This is a genomic window from Streptomyces marianii, from assembly GCF_005795905.1.
Taxonomy (GTDB): Bacteria; Actinomycetota; Actinomycetes; order Streptomycetales; family Streptomycetaceae; genus Streptomyces; species Streptomyces marianii.
In genome coordinates this window covers 4,788,427-4,809,241 of sequence record NZ_VAWE01000001.1, presented here as the reverse complement: position 1 = coordinate 4,809,241, position 20,815 = coordinate 4,788,427, and the positions used below count along the sequence as shown (strand labels likewise).

21 protein-coding genes are annotated in these 20,815 nt (G+C 70.3%); 11 read left to right on the top strand and 10 right to left on the bottom strand.

Going from position 1 to position 20,815, the window contains the following annotated elements:
- The first annotated feature begins 52 nt into the window (after positions 1 to 52).
- Positions 53 to 979 (top strand): cyclase family protein, encoded by a 927-nt coding sequence (locus FEF34_RS21745; RefSeq protein WP_138054638.1) that lies wholly within the window; start codon positions 53 to 55, stop codon positions 977 to 979.
- Between the two features lie 29 nt (positions 980 to 1,008).
- Here the strand turns inward: FEF34_RS21745 and FEF34_RS21740 are convergent, their stop codons facing one another.
- The 4 genes from FEF34_RS21740 to FEF34_RS21725 all read right to left on the bottom strand — a co-directional run bounded on the left by FEF34_RS21740 (position 1,009) and on the right by FEF34_RS21725 (position 5,124).
- Positions 1,009 to 1,497, bottom strand: coding sequence for an ATP-binding protein (locus tag FEF34_RS21740; protein ID WP_171053044.1), 489 nt, complete (start codon positions 1,495 to 1,497; stop codon positions 1,009 to 1,011).
- A gap of 433 nt (positions 1,498 to 1,930) precedes the next feature.
- On the bottom strand, positions 1,931 to 2,788 hold the full coding sequence (locus FEF34_RS21735; protein WP_138054637.1) for an acyl-CoA dehydrogenase family protein: 858 nt from the start codon (positions 2,786 to 2,788) through the stop codon (positions 1,931 to 1,933).
- Between the two features lie 6 nt (positions 2,789 to 2,794).
- Entirely contained in the window at positions 2,795 to 3,928 is a 1,134-nt protein-coding gene (locus FEF34_RS21730; RefSeq protein WP_138054636.1) for an acyl-CoA dehydrogenase family protein, read from the bottom strand.
- Positions 3,928 to 5,124 carry an amidohydrolase family protein gene (locus tag FEF34_RS21725; RefSeq protein WP_138054635.1) on the bottom strand — a complete coding sequence of 399 codons (1,197 nt, stop codon included), beginning with the start codon at positions 5,122 to 5,124 and terminating at the stop codon, positions 3,928 to 3,930. The genes FEF34_RS21730 and FEF34_RS21725 overlap by 1 nt, the downstream gene beginning before the upstream one ends.
- A gap of 144 nt (positions 5,125 to 5,268) precedes the next feature.
- Here FEF34_RS21725 and FEF34_RS21720 point away from each other — a divergent pair, with 144 nt between their 5' ends.
- Together FEF34_RS21720 and FEF34_RS21715 are read left to right on the top strand one after the other, a co-directional pair.
- Positions 5,269 to 6,789 (top strand): class I adenylate-forming enzyme family protein, encoded by a 1,521-nt coding sequence (locus tag FEF34_RS21720; RefSeq protein ID WP_138054634.1) that lies wholly within the window; start codon positions 5,269 to 5,271, stop codon positions 6,787 to 6,789.
- A 28-nt stretch (positions 6,790 to 6,817) separates the two neighbouring features.
- Complete coding sequence (locus FEF34_RS21715) at positions 6,818 to 7,240, top strand: TOBE domain-containing protein (RefSeq protein WP_138054633.1); 423 nt, start codon at positions 6,818 to 6,820, stop codon at positions 7,238 to 7,240.
- Positions 7,241 to 7,774: 534 nt separating this feature from the next.
- Here the strand turns inward: FEF34_RS21715 and FEF34_RS21705 are convergent.
- The gene (locus tag FEF34_RS21705; protein ID WP_138054632.1) at positions 7,775 to 9,010 is read right to left on the bottom strand and encodes a maleylpyruvate isomerase N-terminal domain-containing protein; all 1,236 of its coding nucleotides are present in this window, start codon (positions 9,008 to 9,010) and stop codon (positions 7,775 to 7,777) included.
- A complete protein-coding gene (locus tag FEF34_RS21700) occupies positions 9,007 to 9,585 on the bottom strand; it encodes a sigma-70 family RNA polymerase sigma factor (RefSeq protein WP_138054631.1) in 579 nt (192 codons plus the stop codon). Before FEF34_RS21700 ends, FEF34_RS21705 begins: the two co-directional genes overlap by 4 nt.
- Before the next feature lie 203 nt (positions 9,586 to 9,788).
- Between FEF34_RS21700 and FEF34_RS21695 the strand changes: the two genes are divergently transcribed.
- A complete protein-coding gene (locus FEF34_RS21695; protein WP_138054630.1) occupies positions 9,789 to 10,181 on the top strand; it encodes an STAS domain-containing protein in 393 nt (130 codons plus the stop codon).
- Positions 10,182 to 10,220: 39 nt separating this feature from the next.
- Positions 10,221 to 10,742: an EF-hand domain-containing protein gene (locus FEF34_RS21690; protein WP_138054629.1), complete on the top strand. Its 522-nt coding sequence runs from the start codon at positions 10,221 to 10,223 to the stop codon at positions 10,740 to 10,742.
- Positions 10,743 to 10,955: 213 nt separating this feature from the next.
- Here FEF34_RS21690 and FEF34_RS21685 read toward each other — a convergent pair whose 3' ends face one another.
- Positions 10,956 to 12,233 carry an ABC transporter substrate-binding protein gene (locus FEF34_RS21685; protein WP_138054628.1) on the bottom strand — a complete coding sequence of 426 codons (1,278 nt, stop codon included), beginning with the start codon at positions 12,231 to 12,233 and terminating at the stop codon, positions 10,956 to 10,958.
- A gap of 223 nt (positions 12,234 to 12,456) precedes the next feature.
- Between FEF34_RS21685 and FEF34_RS21680 the strand changes: the two genes are divergently transcribed.
- Both FEF34_RS21680 and purU read left to right on the top strand, forming a co-directional pair.
- Positions 12,457 to 12,903, top strand: coding sequence for an SCO4402 family protein (locus FEF34_RS21680; RefSeq protein ID WP_138057639.1), 447 nt, complete (start codon positions 12,457 to 12,459; stop codon positions 12,901 to 12,903).
- Positions 12,904 to 13,080: 177 nt separating this feature from the next.
- Entirely contained in the window at positions 13,081 to 13,932 is an 852-nt protein-coding gene (gene purU, locus FEF34_RS21675; protein WP_138054627.1) for a formyltetrahydrofolate deformylase, read from the top strand.
- Between the two features lie 199 nt (positions 13,933 to 14,131).
- On the opposite strand, the gene FEF34_RS21670 is transcribed toward purU, so the two are convergent.
- Complete coding sequence (locus tag FEF34_RS21670; RefSeq protein WP_138054626.1) at positions 14,132 to 14,437, bottom strand: hypothetical protein; 306 nt, start codon at positions 14,435 to 14,437, stop codon at positions 14,132 to 14,134.
- Positions 14,438 to 14,531: 94 nt separating this feature from the next.
- On the opposite strand from FEF34_RS21670, the gene FEF34_RS21665 reads away from it, so the two are divergent.
- The 3 genes from FEF34_RS21665 to FEF34_RS21655 all read left to right on the top strand — a co-directional run bounded on the left by FEF34_RS21665 (position 14,532) and on the right by FEF34_RS21655 (position 17,265).
- Complete coding sequence (locus tag FEF34_RS21665) at positions 14,532 to 14,747, top strand: hypothetical protein (protein WP_138054625.1); 216 nt, start codon at positions 14,532 to 14,534, stop codon at positions 14,745 to 14,747.
- Between the two features lie 217 nt (positions 14,748 to 14,964).
- A complete protein-coding gene (locus FEF34_RS21660; protein ID WP_138054624.1) occupies positions 14,965 to 15,774 on the top strand; it encodes an FkbM family methyltransferase in 810 nt (269 codons plus the stop codon).
- Between the two features lie 837 nt (positions 15,775 to 16,611).
- Positions 16,612 to 17,265 carry a carbonic anhydrase gene (locus tag FEF34_RS21655; RefSeq protein WP_234042500.1) on the top strand — a complete coding sequence of 218 codons (654 nt, stop codon included), beginning with the start codon at positions 16,612 to 16,614 and terminating at the stop codon, positions 17,263 to 17,265.
- Positions 17,266 to 17,497: 232 nt separating this feature from the next.
- On the opposite strand, the gene FEF34_RS21650 is transcribed toward FEF34_RS21655, so the two are convergent.
- Positions 17,498 to 18,349 carry a bestrophin-like domain gene (locus FEF34_RS21650; protein WP_138054623.1) on the bottom strand — a complete coding sequence of 284 codons (852 nt, stop codon included), beginning with the start codon at positions 18,347 to 18,349 and terminating at the stop codon, positions 17,498 to 17,500.
- 576 nt (positions 18,350 to 18,925) lie between these two features.
- A complete protein-coding gene (locus tag FEF34_RS41385; RefSeq protein WP_171053042.1) occupies positions 18,926 to 19,087 on the bottom strand; it encodes a hypothetical protein in 162 nt (53 codons plus the stop codon).
- A gap of 250 nt (positions 19,088 to 19,337) precedes the next feature.
- Between FEF34_RS41385 and FEF34_RS21645 the strand changes: the two genes are divergently transcribed.
- Complete coding sequence (locus FEF34_RS21645) at positions 19,338 to 20,756, top strand: alanine/glycine:cation symporter family protein (RefSeq protein ID WP_138054622.1); 1,419 nt, start codon at positions 19,338 to 19,340, stop codon at positions 20,754 to 20,756.
- Positions 20,757 to 20,815: the final 59 nt, after the last annotated feature.

Genomic DNA, 20,815 nt, shown 5'->3' with positions numbered 1-20,815 from the left:
TTAGATTTTATGGTCCGCCGGACGCTTGAGCACAAGCCCCAGGGAGGCGCCGATGTCACTGCCGGAGGAGTTCCACGAGATCGCGGAGCGCGTGAACAACTGGGGGCGCTGGGGCGCCGACGACGAGATCGGGACACTGAACCTGATCACCGACGAGGTGGTGCGGGAGGCGGCCGGGACGGTGCGTGCCGGGCGGCGCGTACCGCTCGCCCTGCCGCTCCGGCAGGACGGCGTCCAGACCGGAGTGATCCCGGGCCGGGTGAACCCCCTGCACACCATGGTGCAGATCAACCAGGAGCTGTTCGGGCCCGGCACGGTCGCGACCAGCGACGACGCCGTGACGATGGGACTGCAGGCGGCCACCCACTGGGACGCGCTCACGCACGTCTCGCACTCGGGCAGGATCTGGAACGGCCGCCCCGCGGACAGCATCACCCCCCACGAGGGAGCCCGTTACAGCGGCATCGACACCGTCCGCACCCTCGTCTCGCGCGGGGTGCTGCTCGACGTGGCGCGCGCCAAGGGCGTGGACCGACTGGCCGGCGACCACGCCGTCACACCGGAAGACCTCGCGGAGGCGGAGGAGTTCGGGGGCGTACGGGTGCGGGCGGGCGACATCGTGCTCGTCAGGACCGGGCAGATCCGGGCGTACCTCGGCGGGGACAGGCACGCGTACGCCCACCCCTCACCCGGTCTCTCGGTGCGTGCGCCCGAGTGGTTCCACGCCCGCGACACCGCCGCCGTCGCGAACGACACCCTCACCTTCGAGATCTTCCCCCCGGAGATCGAGAACCTCTGGCTGCCCGTGCACGCGCTCGACCTGGTGGAGATGGGCATGCTGCAGGGCCAGAACTGGAACCTGGAGGAACTATCGGCGGCCTGCGCGGAGGAACGGCGGTACGCCTTCCTGTTGTCGGCCACCCCCGAGCCGTTCGTCGGCGGCACGGGGACACCGGTCGCGCCGGTGGCGGTGCTCTGACCCCGGCACCCCACCGGCGTGGGCCTGCCTCAGGCGGGGTACGCGCCCGGCGTCAGCCCCGAGGGAAGCACCTGGACGACGGGAAGCGCGGGGGACGGCACGGCGGCGCCGGGCACCACACAGCGATCCACCTCGCACCAGATGCTCTTGCCCGCGCCCTCGCGCTTCCAGCCCCAGCGGTCGGCCAGCCCGTCGACGAGCTCCAGTCCGCGCCCGCCCGTGTCGTCACCGGCCGAACGACGCGGCTGCGGCGGCCGTGAGCAGCTGTCGGCCACCTCGACCCGCACCGTGCCGGCCTCCGCCGCTCCGAGACCGAACAGCATCCTGAGCACGGCCGGACAACCCGTGTGGACCACCGCGTTGGTGACCAGTTCGGAGATGAGCAGCACCAGGATCTCGGCCAGCGGCTCGTCGTCCCCTATGCCCGACCCGGCGAGCCGGGAGCGGGCCCATCTTCTGGCCCGTCCCACCTCCGCGGGATCCGGCCCGACCTCCAACTGCACCTGAAGCACCTGCACCGCTCACACCATCCGAACCGGCGGACACATCGCCTCGCGCCTCACAGCCATCACGGAATGTGATTTCCCTGCGAGACAGCATGGTTGACGTACAGTCACCGCAACAAGCGCTTCGGGCATATTCCAGCGCGAAGGAGTACCCGTGGTGCATACTGTGCGGCGCACCTTGCGAATAGTCGAACACCCTGTGCGAGCGGCGCGTTCCTCCCCGCCGGCCATGTCCGGATCCGGCCGGGGCGTCGGGATCACTGCCCTCGGGCAGTACGCGTCTCGCACCCCACGGAGAGTACCCGAGGGCAGGCCCGACTCCGGGCCGTGACGGCCCGTGCCAAGGACACAACCCGATATCGACGCAGGGTGACTCCCGCCCGTCCGCCGTCCGGTTCGCCTCCGGCCCACCCGGTGCCCTCCCCGTCGATTCCCGGCCGGCCGCTCAGAGGGCGGCCGCCAGCGCCTCCTCCGCCTGCGCGGCCGTCTGCCCCAGCTCGGCGCGCACCCAGGCCCGTTTGAGGTGCAGATGCACCTCGGCCTCCCAGGTGAAGCCCATGCCGCCGTGCACCTGGAGGCAGTCCCGGGCGCCCCTGACCGCGGCGTCGTCGGCGAGGAGCTTGGCGCCGGCGATCTCCACGGGGTCGGCGGTGACGGCAGCCGCGTACACCGCGGCGCGGGCCAGTTCGGTCCGCACCAGCATCCGCGCGCAGAGGTGCTTGACCGCCTGGAAGGCGCCGATGGGCCGGCCGAACTGCTCGCGTTCCCCGGCGTACCGGACGGCCATGCCGGTGGTACGCCCGGCGGAGCCCAGCTGTTCTGCGGCCGTCAGCAGTACGGCCGCCGGATCCGGCTCGCCGGGGGGTGCGGACGGCAGCCGGTGCAGCGGTGTCAGCGGATCGACCGACCGTACGGGCACGGCGTCGGAGGCGTCCCCGAGGACCACGTCCGCCTCCTCCAGCCAGGGGACGAGTCCCCCTTCGGCCCGGGTGACGACGGCGGTCCCGTCGGCGGCGCCGGGGACGGTGCCCGCGGCGAGGTGCGTGGCCACCAGCGGCCCCGGCAGCAGCACCCGCCCGGCCTCCTCGAAGACCAGCGCCGCCTCCGGGAGTCCGAGCCCGACACCGCCCTCCGCCTCGGGCAGCCGCAGCGCGAAGAACCCGGCCCGGCCGAGCTCCTGCCACAACGACCGGTCGATCCGTGCCCCGGCCGCGCGGAGGGCGTCCCGGCCGCAGCGGGCCTCCAGCAGCTCCCGGACCCCCTTGCGCAACGCCCGCTGGTCCTCGGTCGGTTGGAAGTGCACGGCTCCTCATCGCTCCTTCGGCAGGCCGAGGATCCGCTCGGCGACGATGTTCCGCTGGATCTGCGAGGTGCCGGCGGCGATGGTGTACGCCAGCGACGCCAGCCTGCCGAGGGTCCACTCGCGGGACAGGTCCAGCGCGTCCGGGCCGAGCACCTCGGCGGCCGTGTCGTACAGCTCCTGGCGGGCGTGGGAGTAGCGGAGCTTGAAGACCGAGCCGCCGGTGCCGGGGACGCCGCCGGTCGCCTCGGCCTCGCTGACGTTCCACTGGGTGAGCCGCCACAGCGCGCCGAACTCCGCGTTGAGCCTGCCGAGCCGGCGGCGCAGTACGGCGTCGTCCCAGCGGCCGTTCTCCCGTGCGGTGCGGGCCAGCGCGGCGAGCGTACGGCGGCAGGCGACGACCTCGCCGACGAAGGCGGTGCCGCGTTCGAAGGACAGGGTCACCATCGTGACGCGCCAGCCGTCGTTCTCCTCCCCCACCCGGTTCGCCACCGGCACCCGCACCTCGTCGAGGTGGACCTCGGCGAACTCCGTCGACCCGGCGAGGGTGCGCAGCGGCCGGACGGTGACGCCGGGCGCGTCCATCGGCATCGCGAGCCAGCTGATGCCGCGGTGACGGGGCGCCTGCGGGTCGGTGCGCACGAGCAGTTCGCACCAGTCGGCGACCTCGGCGTGCGAGGTCCAGACCTTGGCGCCGGTCACCACGTAGGAGTCCCCGTCGCGGACGGCCCTGGTCCGCAGGGAGGCGAGGTCGGACCCGGCGTCGGGCTCGCTGAAGCCCTGGCACCAGATCTCCTCGCCGCGCAGGATGCGCGGCAGCCAGCGCTCGCGCTGTTCGCGGGTGCCCTCGGCGGCGATGGTCGGCCCGGCGTGCAGCAGGCCCACGAAGTTCGCGCCGACGTAGGGGGCCCCGGCCTTCTCGGTCTCCTCCAGGAAGATCAGCCGCCGGGTCGGGGACGCGTCCCAGTGGACGTCCGCGTATCCGGCGTCGTACAGCGCCCGCTGCCAGGCGGTGTCGTGGGCGCGCCGGGCCGGCCAGTCGTCGGGCGGGGGCGGCGGCGGGAGCTCGGAGAGGGCGCCCCCGAGCCAGTCCCGCAGCCCGGCCCGGAATGCCTCCTCCTCCTCGGTGTACGCGAGGTCCACTACGCGTCCAGGTCCAGGCCGAGCATCCGGATCGCGTTGCCGCGCATCAGCTTGTGGACGGTCTCGTCGTCGAGGTCCTTCACATGGTCCAGGGCGACCTCCCGGGTGTGCGGGAAGGTCGAGTCCACGTGGGGGTAGTCCGTCTCGAAGGTGGCGTTGTCGCGGCCCACCACGTCGAGCGAGGCGACGCCGTGCTTGTCGCGGAAGAAGCAGCAGAAGATCTGCCGGTAGTAGTACATGGACGGCGGTTCGGGGACAAGATCGCGCACCCCGCCCCAGGCCCGGTGCTCCCGCCACACGTCGTCCGCCCGTTCCAGCGCGTACGGGATCCAGCCCATCTGGCCCTCGCTGTAGGCGAGCTTGAGCGCCGGGAACCTCACCAGCACCCCGCTGAAGAGGAAGTCCGTCATCGACGCCATGGCGTTGTTGAAGGAGAGCGCCGCCTGGACGGCGGGGGGCGCGTCGGGCGAGGCCGCGGGCATCTGCGAGGACGAGCCGATGTGCATGTTGACGACCGTCCCGGTCTCCTGGCAGACGGCGAAGAACGGGTCCCAGTAGCCGGAGTGGATCGACGGCAGTCCCAGACAGGTGGGGATCTCGGAGAAGGTCACGGCCCGTACGCCACGGGCCGCGTTGCGCCGGATCTCGGCCACCGCGAGATCGATGTCCCACAGGGGGACGATGCAGAGGGGGATGAGCCGGCCGCCGCTGTCGCCGCACCACTCCTCCACCATCCAGTCGTTGTACGCGCGGACACAGGCGAGCGCGACCTCTTTGTCCTTGGCCTCGGCGAAGGTCTGGCCGCAGAACCGGGGGAAGGTGGGGAAGCACAGGGACGCCTCGACGTGGTTGAGGTCCATGTCCTCCAGTCGGGCCTTGGGGTCCCAGCAGCCGCGCCGCATCTCGGCCCGGGTGATCCCCTCCAGCGTCATCTCGTCGCGGTCGAAGCCGACGGCGGCGATGTTGCGCTTGTACGGGAACTCCAGGTCCTCGTAGATCCACCAGTCCGTGGGCGGCCCGTCGGGGTCCATCGTGATCCGGTACTTGCCGCCGACGTACGCGAGCTCACCGATGCCGGCAGTGAGCGGCCGGGGTCCGCGGTCCCGGTACCTCGCCGGCAGCCAGGTCTCGAAGAGATGTGCGGGCTCGATCACATGGTCGTCGACGCTGATGATCCGAGGCAGTTCCCGTTCCATCGGGCCCCTCCGTTCGCCACTTATCTGACGGATCGTCAGACAGCAGGCTAGCCCCGCGCCCCTGGACCGACAAGGCGACCAGCCCTACGCTTCCGGGCACTAACTGACGTATCGTCAGGCGCCGTCGGAACGGAGGGAACCGTCGTGACCGACACCGCACACTCCCTGGGCGCCTCCCGCACGCTCTGGGAGCTGATCGACCGCCGCGCCCGGCTCACTCCCGACTGCACCGTCCTGCTCCAGGACGACCGCCGCCTCACCTTCGGCGAACTGCGCGGACGCTGCGAACGGGTCGCCGCCGGGCTGTACGCGCGCGGTGTGCGGCCCGGCACGGTCGTGGCCTGGCAGCTGCCCACCCGGATCGAGTCCGTCGTACTGGCCGGGGCGCTGGCCAGGCTCGGTGCCGTGCAGTCCCCGGTGATCCCCTTCTACCGGGACCGCGAGGTCGGCTTCGCCCTGGACGCCTGCGCGGCGGAGTTCCTCGCGGTGCCGGGCGTCTGGCGCGGCTTCGACCATACGGCGATGGCCCGGCGGATCGGTGCCCGGGGGATCCTCGAGGCGTACGAGGACCTCCCCGACGGCGACCCCTCCGCCCTGCCCCCGCCGCCCGACGACGGCACCGAGGTGCGCTGGATCTACTGGACGTCAGGCACCACCTCAGACCCCAAGGGCGTCCTGCACACCGACCGTTCACTGATCGCGGGTGGCTCCTGCCTCGCCCACGCGCTGCGGCTGACGTCCGCAGACGTCGGCTCCATCGCCTTCCCGTTCGCCCACATCGGCGGCGCGGACTACCTGGTGATGCTGCTGCTCTACGGCTTCCCCGCCGTGCTCTTCGAGAAGTTCGCCCTCCCGGAGGCGCTGGAGGCCTACCGCAGGCACGGGGTCACCACCGCCGGCGGGTCAACGGCCTTCTACTCGATGTTCCTCGCCGAACAGCGCAGGCAGCCGGGCGAGCCGGTCGTCCCCACGCTCCGACTGCTCGCCGGCGGGGGCGCCCCCAAGCCGCCGGAGCTGTACCACTCCGTCGTACGGGAGATGGGTGTGCAGCTCACCCACGGCTACGGCATGACCGAGGTCCCCATGATCACGATGGGTTCGCCGGACGACCGGCCGGAGGACCTCGCGACGACCGAGGGACGACCGCCCGAGGGCATGGAGATACGCATCGTCGACGGCGAGGTGCGGCTGCGTGGAGAGGCGGTCTGCAGGGGCTATCTGGACCCGGAGCAGACCGCCGCCGCGTTCGACGCCGACGGCTTCCTGATCACCGGCGATCTGGGGCATCTCACCGAGTCCGGCCATCTCGTCCTGACCGGGCGCCTCAAGGACGTCATCATCCGCAAGGGCGAGAACATCTCCGCCAAGGAGATCGAGGACCTGCTCCACGAGCACCCCGGCGTCGACGAGGCGGCGGTGATCGGACTGCCGGACCCGGAGCGCGGCGAGCGGGTCTGCGCCGTGGTCCAACAGCCCGAGGGGGCGGGACCGCTGAGTCTGCACGAGGTCGCGGAGTACCTGCGCGGCGCGGGCCTCGCCGTGCACAAGCTCCCGGAACAGCTGGAGCTCGTGGACGCGCTGCCCCGCAACGACACACTGCGCAAGGTGCTCAAGTACAAGCTGCGTGAGCGGTTCACTGGGGCGGACACGACATCCAGGGCGTGAACGACATCCCCGACACGAACGGCACGACATGAGCCTGAGCATCCGCAACCAGCTGCCCGGCACCGTGATCGCGGTCACCGGCGGCCCCGCCATGGCGACGGTGAGGATCCGCCTCGACAGCGGCGAGGAGGTCACCTCGGCCGTGACCGCCGACGCCGTATCGGAGCTGGGCATCTTCCCCGGCGGAGCGGTCAGCGCCCTGATGAAGGCCAGCGAGGTGGCCCTCGCGACGGCGCGCGTGGAGGGCCTGAGCATCCGCAACCAGCTGCCCGGCACGGTCACATCCGTGACCCCGGGCGCGGCGATGGCCACCGTCCGGCTGAGGCTGGACGGCGGCCAGGACCTGACCGCGGTGATCACCAAGGACGCGCTGGACGAACTCGGGCTCTCGGCAGGCGGTACCGCGGTCGCCCTGGTCAAGGCGACGGAGATCTCGCTCTCCACCGCCTGAGCGCCGCCCGGTCGAACCCGGCACCACGGAGGGCTGTCTGCGGCGGCCCGGCCGCACCGCGCCGCCCGGGCGTTGCGGGCCTTGCGGGCCTTGCGGGCCTTGCGGGCCTTGCGGGCCTTGCGGGCCTTGCGGGCCTTGCGGGCCTTGCGGGCCTTGCGGGCCTTGCGGGCCTTGCGGGCCTTGCGGGCCTTGCGGGTCGCCGCCTGACGCCGCGCCGCGGGACCGCAACCCAGTGCCGCATGAGGCGGCGTTCGCCCCGTCGCGACGCCCCCGGGCCTTCCGGGCCGCCCGCCCGGCGCCGCTCCTCGACGGGCCCACCCTGACCGACGCGGAACCCGGTGCCGCAGCGGGCGGCGTTCGCCCCGCGCGACTTCCCGGCACGGCGACCCGCGGCGTTGCCCAACCAGTTGCCGAGTCAACCGAGCAGACCCGGCACGAGGTCGATCCGGCGCCTTGCGATCCTCACCCTCGGCCGGAGGGCCGGGGCGGACCCCGTGCACCGGACTCCGCTCGCCGGCGGGCACGCGCCTCCCGTCAGAGCCGGGACAGCGAGGCCGCCGCGAACAGGACGTCCCGCACGGCCTCGCGGTCCCCGTCCTGACCGGCCGCGGCGTCGGCCGGCGGCACATGGCCCGCCACGAGCTGGCAGAACTCCACACCGTCGAGGGCGATCTGGGCGACCGTGTGGTCCGGGTCGCCCACCGCCGCGGGCGAGTCCAGCGCGATGTACCAGTGGCCGCCGCCCGCTCCCTCCACCTCCAGGTGCAGCGACCGGCCGGGCGAACCGGCCGTCACCAGACGGCGGGCCGGGGCGGCGAGCCCGGCCCGCCGCCGGGCGGCCAGCGCCGCGGGCAGCAACCGGGCCGCCAGATCGATCATTCGGTGCAGATGCGCGCCGGCCGGGGGTTCGTACGGATAGTCCACCGCGGCCGCGATGTCGTCCGCGTGCACCCAGCACTCGAAGGCCCGGTCCAGCATCGCGTCCTGCAGCGCCAGCGCGAAGTCCCCGTAGGACACCGACAGCTGCTCCACCCCGAGCCCGGCGAACGACACCGTCCGCACCAGCGCATGGCTCTGCTCGCGCCACGGGACGCGCACCGAACGCGTCGCCGGGCGTTCGCCCGAGTTCCACAGCCGCTCGGTGCGCTCGGCCGGCGAGGCCGGCGCGTCGGGGCCGGCCGGGTCTCCCAGCCCCAGGGCAGAAGCCACCAGCCCGTCCACGGACATCAGATGGCCTATCACTCCGGCGACCGTCGTCCTGCGACTCACCTTCGCCTCGCCGTCGAACCACTTCAGCCGCACCGGGGCGTGCCACTCCGAGTCCCCGATGTCCCGCAGCAGCGCGTCGAGCCGAGCGGTCTCCGCGTCGTACGCACCGGCCCAGGCGGGCACCGGGGTCCGGGCGGGCCGCCGGCCCAGGCAGTTCTCCAGGACCCGGGAGCGCAGCAGCGGATCCAGGTCGAGGTCGCGCTCGGTGTGCAGCAGCCCCACGGCGTCCCGCAGCCGCTGCGCCTCCTCGGCACAGGACGCGCAGCCGGTGAGGTGCTCCTCCACGGCCGCGGACTCCTCGGCCGAGCACGCCGCCAGCGCCCAGGCCCCGAGCAGCGACTTGAGCACACCGTGGGCCAGGGGCTCCGGCGGCGGCGAGGGCAGCACGTCCGGCGGCGCGAGGTCGTCCCCCGCCGCACGCGGTCCGGGTATGCGCGGCGGCGCGCCCGGCACGTCATCGGGGTCGCCGGGACCGCGGCCGCCGTCCAGGGGCCCGCTCACCGGCGGCTTCCCGGTCCGGGAGGCGGCGAGCCTTCCAGCGCGCGGGTGTTGGCCGTCGCCAGCAGCTGCAGTCCGAGCCGCAGCCGTCGGCGCGCCTCGTCCGCGGTGACCCCGAGGTCGGCGGCGGTCTGCCGGTAGTCCCTGCGCTGGAAGTACGCCAGCTCCAGTGCGGCCCGCAGCGGCGCGGGCATCGACGTCACGATGTAGTCCGCGCGGGCGGCCACGGAGGCGCGGCGCACCTTCTGCTCCACGTCCTCCGTGCCGCCACCGCTCTCGGCGGCCGCCGCGCGCTCCTGCTCCCGCAGCCGGTGGACGGCCTGGTCGTGTGTGAGACGCGCCACCCAGAAGCGCATCGAGCCCTGCCGGGGGTCGTACGCGTCCGGGTTCTCCCACACGTAGCCGAACACCTCGCGCGTCACCTGGTCGGCGGCCGCGTCGTCGTCGAGCACGCGATGGGCCTGGCTGTGGACGAGCGAGGCGAAACGGTCGTACAACTCGCCGAGCGCGGCTGCCTCGCCCCGCGCCAGCCGCTGCTGCATCCTGCGGTCCCAGCGAGGTGGTGTGTCCTTGCCCATCCGGCGGCCCCCAAGCCTCTGCCCGTCCTCGTCGCCTTCTGCTCGTCCTGTCGTCCACTCGAATGTAATGCGACGCGGGTGAAACGCACGCCCCTTTATGGCAAGTCCGCCCCGGCGAAGACCACGCGTGGTAGAGGGTTTCGCCGCGGTGGGGCGGGGCAGCAGCGCCGGAAGGGTACGACTACGTCCGGACGGGGACCGGTGTGACGAGAGAGCCGCGCGAGACGCTCAGGGTGGAGCGAACCGAGCAGACCCCCTGGACGATACTGCACATTCAGGGCGAACTGGATCTGGTCAGTTCCCCCGAGGTCCGGCGTCATGTGCACGACGCCGTGGCCGTGGGGCGCCGCGACGTCGTGCTGGACCTCTCCGGAGTGGTGTTCTGCGACTCCAGCGGTGTGGGCGTGCTGATCGCCTCGCGCCGCCTGCTGCGCTCCTGCCGCGGGCGGCTGAGGCTGATCCTGCCCGCCCGCGGCGCCGTCGACGGCTCGCACGTGAACCGGGTGCTCGCCGCCCTGGGGGTGCGCCGGCTGTTCGAGGTGTACGAGGACGTGGACGCCGCCACCGGCGACGAGACGCGGCCCCTGTCCGCGTAACGGGACGCACGGAACGCCCCGACGTCGTACGCTCCCCGCATGGACAGCGCAGAATACGAGCGCAAGATCGCCCACCGGTTCGCCGAGTTCGACCAGGACGGCAACGGCCACATCGATCGCGCGGACTTCAGCAAGGCGGCCGCGGCGCTCCTCTCCGAGTTCGGCACGACCGCACGCTCCGACAAGGGGCAGGCCCTGTACTCGGGCGCGGAGGCGTTCTGGCAGGGCATGGCGGGCATCGCCGATGTCGACGGCGACCAGCGGGTCTCCCGTCAGGAGTTCGTCACGGGCGCGGTGAAGCGCCTGCGTGACAACCCCCGCCGCTTCGCGGAGATCGCCCGGCCCTTCCTGCACGCGGTCGTCGCCATCGCCGACGAGGACGGTTCCGGGGTCACCCGGGGCGGCGCCGAGCGGGTGCTCCGCGCCCTCGGCGTCGAGCCCGACCGCTGCACGGCGGTGGCCGCCGCGCTGGACTCCGACGGGGACGACCGGATCAGCGAGGAGCAGATCCTCGAGGCGTTCGCCGCCTACTACGTGACCTCGGAACCCGACACCCCCTGAACCTCCGGCCCCGGACCGTCCGACCGCACGGGCCCCGGCAACCGCGGAGGGCGCCCCGCGGGACCGGGGCCCGTCACGCCCGCCAGGTGCCTGCCCGGCTCGGGCCACTGCCCGGTCCTCCGTCCCCGCCGAAGCCGCCGTCGCCGTCCGGTCCCGCAGCGCCCCGAGGCCCCGCCCGGCCCGGTCGTCGCCGGGGCCGCCGGAACCGGCCGGTCAGGCCATGGGCGCCTGCGACATCGTCCGGGCCACATTGACGAAGCCCGGCCGCTGGGCGACCAGACGGCCGTCCCGGACGACCTGGAAGGTCACGTTCGGGTTGACGATCCGAGGGAAGCCCGGCACGCCCAGCATGTCCTCGAAGCGCCAGCGCAGCACGGGCGTGAGACCGCCGGTGTCGACGCTGACACCGGTGTCGAGGGCGTGGGACACGGCACTCGGGGTGACGCTTTCGCGGTCGAGCGCCTCGATCACCTTCTCCAGGACGGTGTACGCGATCCAGGTGGTCTGCACCCCCGCGTCCGCCGGGTCGATCCGGTCGTCGCCGAACGCGTGGTCCTTGATCACCTGCCGCATCACGGCCCAGCGGGCGTCCCCCGCATCGGGGTACCAGCCGGTCATGTACGCGCCCTCGAACGGCCCGCCGGCCCCGCCCGTACGGTCGATCAGCGGCTGGTCGACGGAGCTGAGGACGGAGGAGATCCGCACCCCCCTGTCGTCCTTCGGCAGCCGGCGGAAGGAGTCGAAGAAGTTCGCGGTGCGCTCACCGAGGACGGCCGTGACACAGCCGCTCCGGCCGCCGGCCTCGTCCCGGGCCCGCTCGGCCTCCGCCAGGTACTCGGTGGCGTCCTCCGCGGCCTTGACGTCGGCGGACGGCCGCCTGTCGCCCTCGGACAGCCCGGTGTTCAGCAGCACCGGCAGGTTGTCGCCGGCGATCGTGTCGGGCCGCACCAGCGACACCTGGCTGCAGCTGTCCGCCAGCTGCCGGCCGTTGCCGGCGAGGAGCGCCGCCTGGCCTCCGTTCACCGGGTAGGAGAGGTAGCTGGTGAACTCCTCCTCCGACACCCCGTAGCCGCCGATGTACGGAACGCCCGCGGCTTCCAGCGGCGCCATGAAGGCGCGGCCGTTCTGGCTGTACGAGCCGACCACGGCGACCGCGCCCTCGGCCACCGCACGCCGGGCACAGGCCGCCGCGCCCGCCGTCGTGTTGTGCTCGTTGCAGGTCAGTACCCGCAGCTCGTGACCGTCGATGCCGCCCTTCTCGTTGACGTACTTGGCGTACGCCTGGGCCATGGCGGGCATTCCGGGCATGTTCGTGGCCCGGGTCTCCTCCGGGGCGAAGGTCATCACGGTGATCGGCGCCCTGGCCCCCGCCGAGCCGCCGGGGAGCACCCCGCACCCGGCGAGTGACGCGCCGACGACCGCCGTGCACGCGGCGAGGGCCGTCGCGGTTCTGAGAGGGCGGGGGAAGGAGAAGGGTCGCCTACCGGTCATGCCCCTGCACAATTCCGCCCCATGGGTAACACCGGAGTGGTGGCGGTTCAACACAGGGTGACCGCGAGGTGAATTGCAGGGGGTCGGGATCGCCGGATGACGGAGAACGTACGATCGAGGCCGCGCTAGCTTCGGTGCTGACCGTGTCGCGGAGCTCGCAAGGACCGAGCTCACGAGGTGAACGTCAATGAACTCTTCCCGCCGCGGCCGTCGCTCCTCCACCATGGGCGACATGCCGCTCAACGACATGCCCTGGTGGCGCTGGCGTGCCAATGTGCGCTCGGCGCTGCACATGTTCTCCGACCCCGCCTTCCACCAGGAAACCTGGCTGACAGGCCATGAGGGGTACGGCGATGTCACCGACGCCGTCTACCGGCTGGTCGAGGACACCTGGCTGGACAACTGGTCCGCCGAGAAGTACGTGGGAACGATCTTCCGGGACTCCGGTGAGGCCGCGCTCGTCGACGTGGCCGTGCTGCGGGTGCTGCGGATCATGCACCAGGTCGGCGCGGACGCGCCGGTCTCGGCGTACATGGAGCACCACGCCTGGCCCGAGGCCGTGCGGGCCGCACGGGAGGCCCACGTACTGCTGGCGACGAACGACGGGGAGGACCCGGACGCTCCGCCGCGCACCCTGGAAGTGCTGCGGATCATGACGCGTTCGGCCTGACGGTCGCGGGCACGGCACGGCTCCCCGGCGACGACGGACGCCGGGATCACCGCGGTCCGCCCGACGGACGCGCCGGAATCACGATCGTGCGGTCCGCCCGGCGGACGCCGGGATCACAGCGGTCCGCCTGACGGACGCCCTTCCGCCGCCGGCCTGGGGGTGTGACACCCTACGAGAATGACCGACCAGTACGTCCTCACGCTCTCCTGCCCGGACAAACAGGGCATCGTGCACGCCGTTTCCAGCTACCTGTTCATCACCGGCTGCAACATCGAGGACAGCCAGCAGTTCGGAGACCGGGACACCGGCCTGTTCTTCATGCGGGTGCACTTCTCGGCCGAGGACCCGGTGACCGTGGACAAGCTGCGCGCCGGCTTCGCCGCGGTGGGCGACTCGTTCTCCATGGACTGGCAGATCCACCGCGCCGACGAGCGTATGCGGGTCGTGCTGCTGGTCAGCAAGTTCGGCCACTGCCTGAACGACCTGCTGTTCCGGTCGAGGATCGGGGCCCTGCCGGTCGACATCGCCGCCGTGGTCTCCAACCACACCGACTTCGCGGAACTCGTCGCCTCCTACGACATTCCGTTCCGGCACATCCCGGTCACCAGGGACACCAAGCCGCAGGCCGAGGCGGAGCTGCTGGAGCTGGTGCGCGAGGAGAACGTCGAACTCGTCGTGCTCGCACGCTACATGCAGGTCCTCTCCGACGACCTCTGCAAGCAGCTGAGCGGACGGATCATCAACATCCACCACTCCTTCCTGCCGAGCTTCAAGGGCGCGAAGCCGTACCACCAGGCGCACGCCCGCGGGGTGAAGCTGATCGGCGCGACGGCGCACTACGTGACGGCCGACCTGGACGAGGGCCCGATCATCGAGCAGGAGGTGGAGCGCGTCGGCCACGAGGTGACGCCGGAACAACTGGTCGCGGTCGGCCGCGACGTGGAGTGCCAGGCGCTGGCCCGCGCGGTGAAGTGGCACGCGGAGCACCGGATCCTCCTGAACGGCCACCGCACGGTGGTGTTCGCCTGAGGGCTGTCCCGTAATCCCCGGTGGATCAGCGCGCCTCCGCGTCAGATGCGGTGCATCGCAAGGCGGAGACTCCGGGCGGGCCGGGAGCGGTTCCGGCGGACACGGTGCGGGTGGCGCGGGCCGCGTTCCCGAAGGGGAGCTTGGCGATCCGGGTCCGGGACGCACTGGGGGCTGTTTCGCGACGACGGGTCCGCGGACTTCACCCTGCCTCACTCGCTAGGTCCGAACCACGACGCGGGACGGTCCAGAGCAGCACCATGGTCGGCGCGCAGATGACTGCGCCGACACTGACGCTCACCTGACGGCCTTGGACGAAGTCCCGCTTCGTCGCCTCCACGACGGCCTCGCGCCGGCCAGGTGAGGGGGTGGGCAGCGGGCGGCCGGGGCCGATCTCGGACGTGTAGGCATGGGGGTTGGCCTCCTGGACGATCTGGTCGGCGATCGCCTGGCGGGCCAGGGCCTCTGGAACGACTTGGCGCAGATCGGCGCTGAGCGTGACGAGCAACGTTCAGCACGCCCGGCACCGCTTGCCCGTCCGTGCAGCGACCCGGTCGATCCGTTGGGAATAGGATGGATCGTGAGCGGTACCGACGCCATCGTTGCGATCATCCAGGGCCGAGGGCTCACAGACAGCCCGGCTCGTCAGCGACTCACGGGCCCTGGGGATCGGCGGAGTGATCTGGGCTGACCAGAGCCTGCGTGCCGCTGTCACCGCGATGTGCCGCGCCTGCCGCCCGCTGTGCGTCGACGGCCCCGCCGCGATGGAAGCGGAGATCGCACCGTTGGATGCCGTGTTCGACCTGACGCGGCACTGAGGGCGAGCAACGGTACGGCACGTGATCATGGACGGCCGCTGCCGCGCGTGCCGCGATCACGCGTCCGCGTCGTACCGCCGGCCACCGTCCGGCGCGGCGAGCCGGTCACCCCGGTAGGGAGCCCGGAGGGGGGAAGGAGAGGCCCTGCGCTGTTCGTGGCGAAAACGACCGTGTGCCGAGTCGCGAAAAAGCCGGGAGGCATGGAAAGGAAACAGTGATGCGAGTCGAAACGGGCGGCATCGCGGGCGTGAATCGGCATGAGACGGAACGCCTGCATGAAGAGATATTCGCACAACGGGCATACCTCCGCTTCGGAGTGACACTACCGGAGAATTCCGTTGTTTTCGATATCGGGGCCAATATCGGAATGTTTTCGCTGTTCGTCCGGTCGGTCTGCCCGACGGCATCGATTTATGCATTCGAGCCACTGCCGCCTCTGTTCGCGAAGCTGCGGCAGAACGTTGCCGCGCACGCAAGACTGTTCGAGTACGGGTTGTCGGACTCCGAGGAGGAGGTCACGTTCTCGTACTATCCAGACTGGTCCGTGATGTCCGCCCGTAGCGCATACGCCGATGAGGTCATGGACATGGCAGTCATCGAGCGGATAGTAAGCGGACGGTCGGGCCGACCTGTGACCGACGCGGACGGGACACCGACTGGATCGACCGGTTCTTTGGGAAATGAAATGCAGTCGCGGGAATACGTCTGCCGCGTTCGCGTTTTGTCCGATGTCATCGACGAGCAAGCCGTCGAACACATCGACATGCTGAAGATCGATGTCCAGCGGTCGGAGCTGGACGTGCTGAACGGAATCCACGACCGCCATTGGCCGACGATACGACAGGTCGTGACCGAGGTTCACGACGCACCCGGATCTCCCACGTCGGGACGGCTCGGGAGAATCGTCACCGGGTTGGTCGGCCAGGGTTTCCAGGTCGCCGCCACACAGGACCCATGCCTCGCGGGCACAGACCGGTACATGGTGCATGCCATCCGGGGTGAGCTGCCCCGTGGAACTCCCCGTTGAACCGAACAGCCTGATACCGGAACGGATCGCCCCGGAGGCAGCAGTCCAGGGAGTGAGGAGGGGGCGCCATGACCGCGCACCCCGGCCGTCCGCGAGGGCGGCCCGGGGGAGTGGGGACGACCCCGAGCACCCTTCCTGGAAACGCTGTTCGGGTAGGCGTGATCACGCCGGACGCGCCCGCGTGCCGGGGAGGCGGTCCACTCCGTGGTGTCGGTTGGTGATCGAGGACTTCGACGAAGCCGGGCCCGTGCCGACGAGGGCCTCGGCAGACAGGATGAGAGCACGTCGGCGTGCGGTGGCAGACAGCTGTCCGCGGATGTCGACGGAGCCCGGATGCTCGAGTTCCGCGCGCGGGCTCTTTGAGCCGTTGGCGGCAAAGCAGCCCGCGCCCTCTCGCGCCTCGCGTCGGACCGTCGTCCTCTGCCGGACACTAGTGCCGCATCAGGCGACGTTCGCCCCGTCGCGGCACCCGGCACGGCGACTCGCGGCGTTGCCGAATCAACCGAGTAGGCCCACCACGAGGTCGATCCGGCGCCTTGCGATCTTCCCCTCGGCCCGGAGGGCCTGGGGAGACCCCTCCCCCTCGGCCGGAGGGCCGCGGGGGAGGCCCCACCCCCTCGGCCCCGAGGGCCGGGGGAGGCCCCGTGCACCGGACGCCGCTCCTTGACGGGCAAACCTTGCCCGACACGGCACTAGCTCTGCCGTCAGGCCGTGTGGACGGTTCTGAGCGGCATCGAAGGGAACGGTGGAAGTCATATGGCAGGACGTCCGGCTCGCAGAGCCGTGCTCGGGGCCGCGCTTGCGGGTACGACCATTGCGCTTGGGGGATGCGCACCGATGCGTACCGTCACACCGGCGCCCAGCGCCTCGACCGTGCCGCGGCCGACGCCGACCACGCCCGCCGCGGCATTGGCGATGTTGATGGAAGGCAACGAGCGCTGGGTGGAAGGAGGGCTTCAGCACCCCGACCGGGATCCGAGCCGGCGTCAGTTCGTGGCCCAGAAGCAGGAGCCCTTCGGGGCGATTCTCTCCTGCATCGACTCCCGGGTGCCGCCTGAACTCATCTTCGACACCGGCCTGGGCGACCTCTACGTGATGCGTACGGGCGGGGAGGCGATCGGTCCCGTGGTCACCGGTTCCGTCGAGTACGGACCCATGACGAGTGGCACCCCACTCGTCATGGTCCTCGGTCACCAACGTTGTGGGGCTGTCGAGGCGGCGTACAAGTCCATCCGCGACGGCGAACCACTGCCCGGCAACCTGGAGGCGATCGTCGATGCTCTGCGGCCCGCATACGAGCAGGCGGTCCGGGAGGGCGGCCCCGACCCAGTGGAGACCATGGCCCGCGCCCAGGCCACACTGACAGCGGAGACTCTGCGCTCCAACGAGGACCTCGCCCCACTCGTGCAGGAGGGCGCCCTCGCCGTGGTAGGTGCCTACTACCTGCTCGACACGGGCAAGGTGGAAGTCCTGTCCGGCTCGCCCTCCTGAACCTGGCGGAGACGGATGGCGGACGTCGTCGCCGCCCGAGGTGTGCACCATGGCCAGTTCGAGACGCACCCCGGTCTCGTGGCAGAGGTCGTCTTGCTCGGCCGCGTTCGCGAGCGTGGTGTCCAGGGGCGCCGCAGGTCCTCGGGGAGGGGCGGGCGAGGCGTACGCGCCAGCAGACCGCGTGGACGCGGTCGGGGAGAGCTGAAGAGGCAGCAAGATCGTGTTACGACCTCTACGGTTTTTCCATAATGGCCTGAATTTCTCTGAACGGGTAGACCGATACGTGGAAGCTCCCCTGGAACGGAGTGGTCAGGATAAGGATAACCGCGACAATGCTGGCCAGACTCAAGGATATAACTCCTGAAATTATCGCATGAATTAGCCGTGATTTTATGGGCATGAACCAGATGAGTGAGGTCATAATAATGACCCCAAGCCCCAGGACGAACCAGAGGGGCCCAGGTAGATTCCGCTGGGAGTAGAACACGCGCTCCCTCCGACTCGACAGGAAATCTCCATAAGTTGCGAAAAGGGCTTGCTGGATATTCGATTCCCGCCCCGTTGCCGGCTCGAGCGCCCCGACGGCATGCCCGATTTCTCGCGCTTGCGGAGAGCATGGATACAAAGCGCTCCTGCCCTCTACCATGGCCGGCCACTCGACATCTATGACGCATTTAACGTACATCTCGACACTGTTTACCACATCCGCAGACGAGGACTCTGGCAGGCTCTCAGATATTCCATGTATGGAGATGAGTTCTGCCGCTTCCTGCTGGGTCGCGGACAATGCGGCCGAATATTGGTCGTAGGCAACCACCGCAATCAGCGCCATGAGGAGCCCGAAGAGTACAAAGCTGCCGTTGACGATGAACTCCACGGTCTCTCGCAGCTGGGGCTCGTTCATCAGCCTCGGATGGATTCTCCTCACCAGGACCGTCCCCGCGGACGCGACAAGGAGCGAGGCGGTCAATGTGATCCCCCAGAGCGCCCAGTCCGGAAATTGCGTGATATCCGGGAATTGCGTGATATCCGGGAATTGCGTGATATCCGGGAATCTCATGGAACTGTTGAGGTTCATCGCCATACGGGACTCCGGGTCTCGTTCCAAACGCGGCGTTATGCGATGGACTTGTCCGCCCAGGAGAGTCAGGGCCGGGAATTCAGCGTCTGCGCCTGCAGGGGATCCGAAGCCGGAGGCGGTCGTCTCTCATTGAACCCGGCCCATCACACTGCGCAACTCGGCGATCTCGTCGAGTCCGAACACGAGCCGTGGCTCTCCTGTGCGGCCCGGCCGCAGGGACCCAGAACCGTGCCCTGCGTCACAGGGCCTCGCTGTCGAGGTCGAACAGGTCGAGCGGCACTTCTCCGTCCGCGTCGAGCGGCGGCCCTCGGCGGGCGAGCGGCTGTTCCATCCAGAAGATCCAAGAGATCTTGCCCTCCGGGGGTCTACCGGGTTCCCTCAGCGTTCGGACATCTGGGCGATCGGGAACAGGCCCAGGCCTCCCTCGCCCGTCGCGGCCGCGTACCGCAGGTGATCGAAGCGCCGCTGCCGTCCGCCACCCCGCAGGTCAGGCATTGGTCACGGAGCAGCCACACCCTGATCGGCCGGAAACCGTACCGAGTGAACAGCGCCCCGTCGTGCCGCAGCCTGGCGAGCACCTCACGGCAGGTCTCCTCCGACGGGCGGTCGGCTTGGAACAGCGCCGAGCGGCAGCTCGATCCCGACGCCGGTCCCGCATGTGGTCCTCGATTCGTAGCCCGTCGGTGTGAAGGCGAGCCGGGTGCCCTCGGCGACGTCCGGTAAGGCGGTCTCGAACGGCATGCCGCCTTCCGTCATGCGCATCCCGTACGTGGCACCCGTGACCGAATGACCACCCAGGGCGGTTGCCTCGAACGCCGCTCGGTCGGCCACGACGCACTTGAGTGCGTTGTGGCAAAGGAAGTCCCTGTTCGATGAGCAGGGGCTTTTTCGTGTGCGGGGCATAAACTCCACTTCCCCGGGGCGGTTCACAGCGCCGGGTGGTACGTGTCGATGGGCCGATTTGGGTGGTTCGCCGCATCCAATAGGCGTCATGGACTTCATTCGGCAGAGCCTCATCGGGCCGATCAGCGAGTTTCTCTGGTCGTATGTTCTGGTCTACTTGCTGATTGGCGCAGGTCTCTACTTCACCTTCCGCACCCGTTTCGTCCAGATCCGACTCTTCCCTCTGATGGTGCGCCAACTACTTCACAGCGGGCATGCTGACGGAGGCATCTCCTCGTTCCAGGCCTTCTGCGTCGGGCTGTCGACGCGTGTGGGGACGGGGAACATCGCCGGCGTGGGTATCGCCCTCACGCTCGGCGGTCCTGGAGCCATCTTCTGGATGTGGGTTGTGGCCGCTCTCGGCATGGCGACCGCGTTCGTGGAGGCCACTCTGGCCCAGGTGTTCAAGGTGCCCGCAGAGGACGGCTCGTTTCGTGGGGGTCCCGCGTTCTACATCGCCCGCGGCCTTGGTGCCCGGCGGGTCGGAGCCTTGTTCGCCGCCGTTCTCATCGTCACCTTCACTCTGTTCAACATGGTGCAGGCCAACACGGTCAGCGACGTGCTCCGAGGCGGTCACTCGGTAGGCGCCCAGTGGACCGCGCTCGTGCTCGTCGTCTTCGCCGCTCCCGTCCTGTTCGGCGGCGTGCGGCGGATCGCCCGGGCCATGGCGTACCTCGCCCCTGCGATGGCCGTGGTCTACATCGTTCTGGCCCTGGCAATCGTCGTCATGAACCTGGCAGAAATTCCCGGCGTGTTCAGCCAGATCCTCAGGTCCGCGTTCGGCCTGGATCCGGCGCTGGCCGGTACGGCAGGAGGGCTGAGCGCGGCACTACTCAACGGGGCCAAGCGCGGACTGTTCTCCAATGAGGCGGGCATGGGCAGTGCCCCGAACGCCGCCGCGACCGCCACCACGCCGCACCCTGCCCGGCAGGGGCTGATCCAGTCCCTGGGGGTGTTCGTGGACACGATGCTCGTGTGCACGGCCACTGCGCTGATCATCATGGTGGGCGGGGAGGAGGTGTACGTGCCGGGTCAGGACAGCACGCTCACGGGGGCGGCACTCACGCAGGCCGCCATCGCATCCCAGTTCGGTACTGCCGCGACATGGCTGACGACCCTGCTGGTCACGGTGTTCGCCTACTCTTCGATCGTCGGTAGCTACTCCTACGCGGAGGTGAACCTGTCGCTCTTCCACGCGGGGAAGGTCGCACTGACCTCCTTCCGCCTGATCACACTCGCGGCGGTCGGGATCGGTTCGGTCCTGGCCCTCGAGGTGGTCTGGGAATTCGCAGATGTCGCGATGGCGGTGATGACACTGATCAACCTGGTGGCCATCGGTTTGCTGGGAGGTTGGGCGTTCGGGCTGCTCCGGGACTTCGACCGCTCCCGTCGCGAAGGTCGGGATCCTGTCTTCTCCGCGAAGGGAAACCCGGACCTGCCCCGCCCGCTGGACACCGAGGTCTGGTGAGAATCCCATCTCGGACAGGCTCCGCTCCGGGCGCAGTACGATGACATGTGGTACCTCGG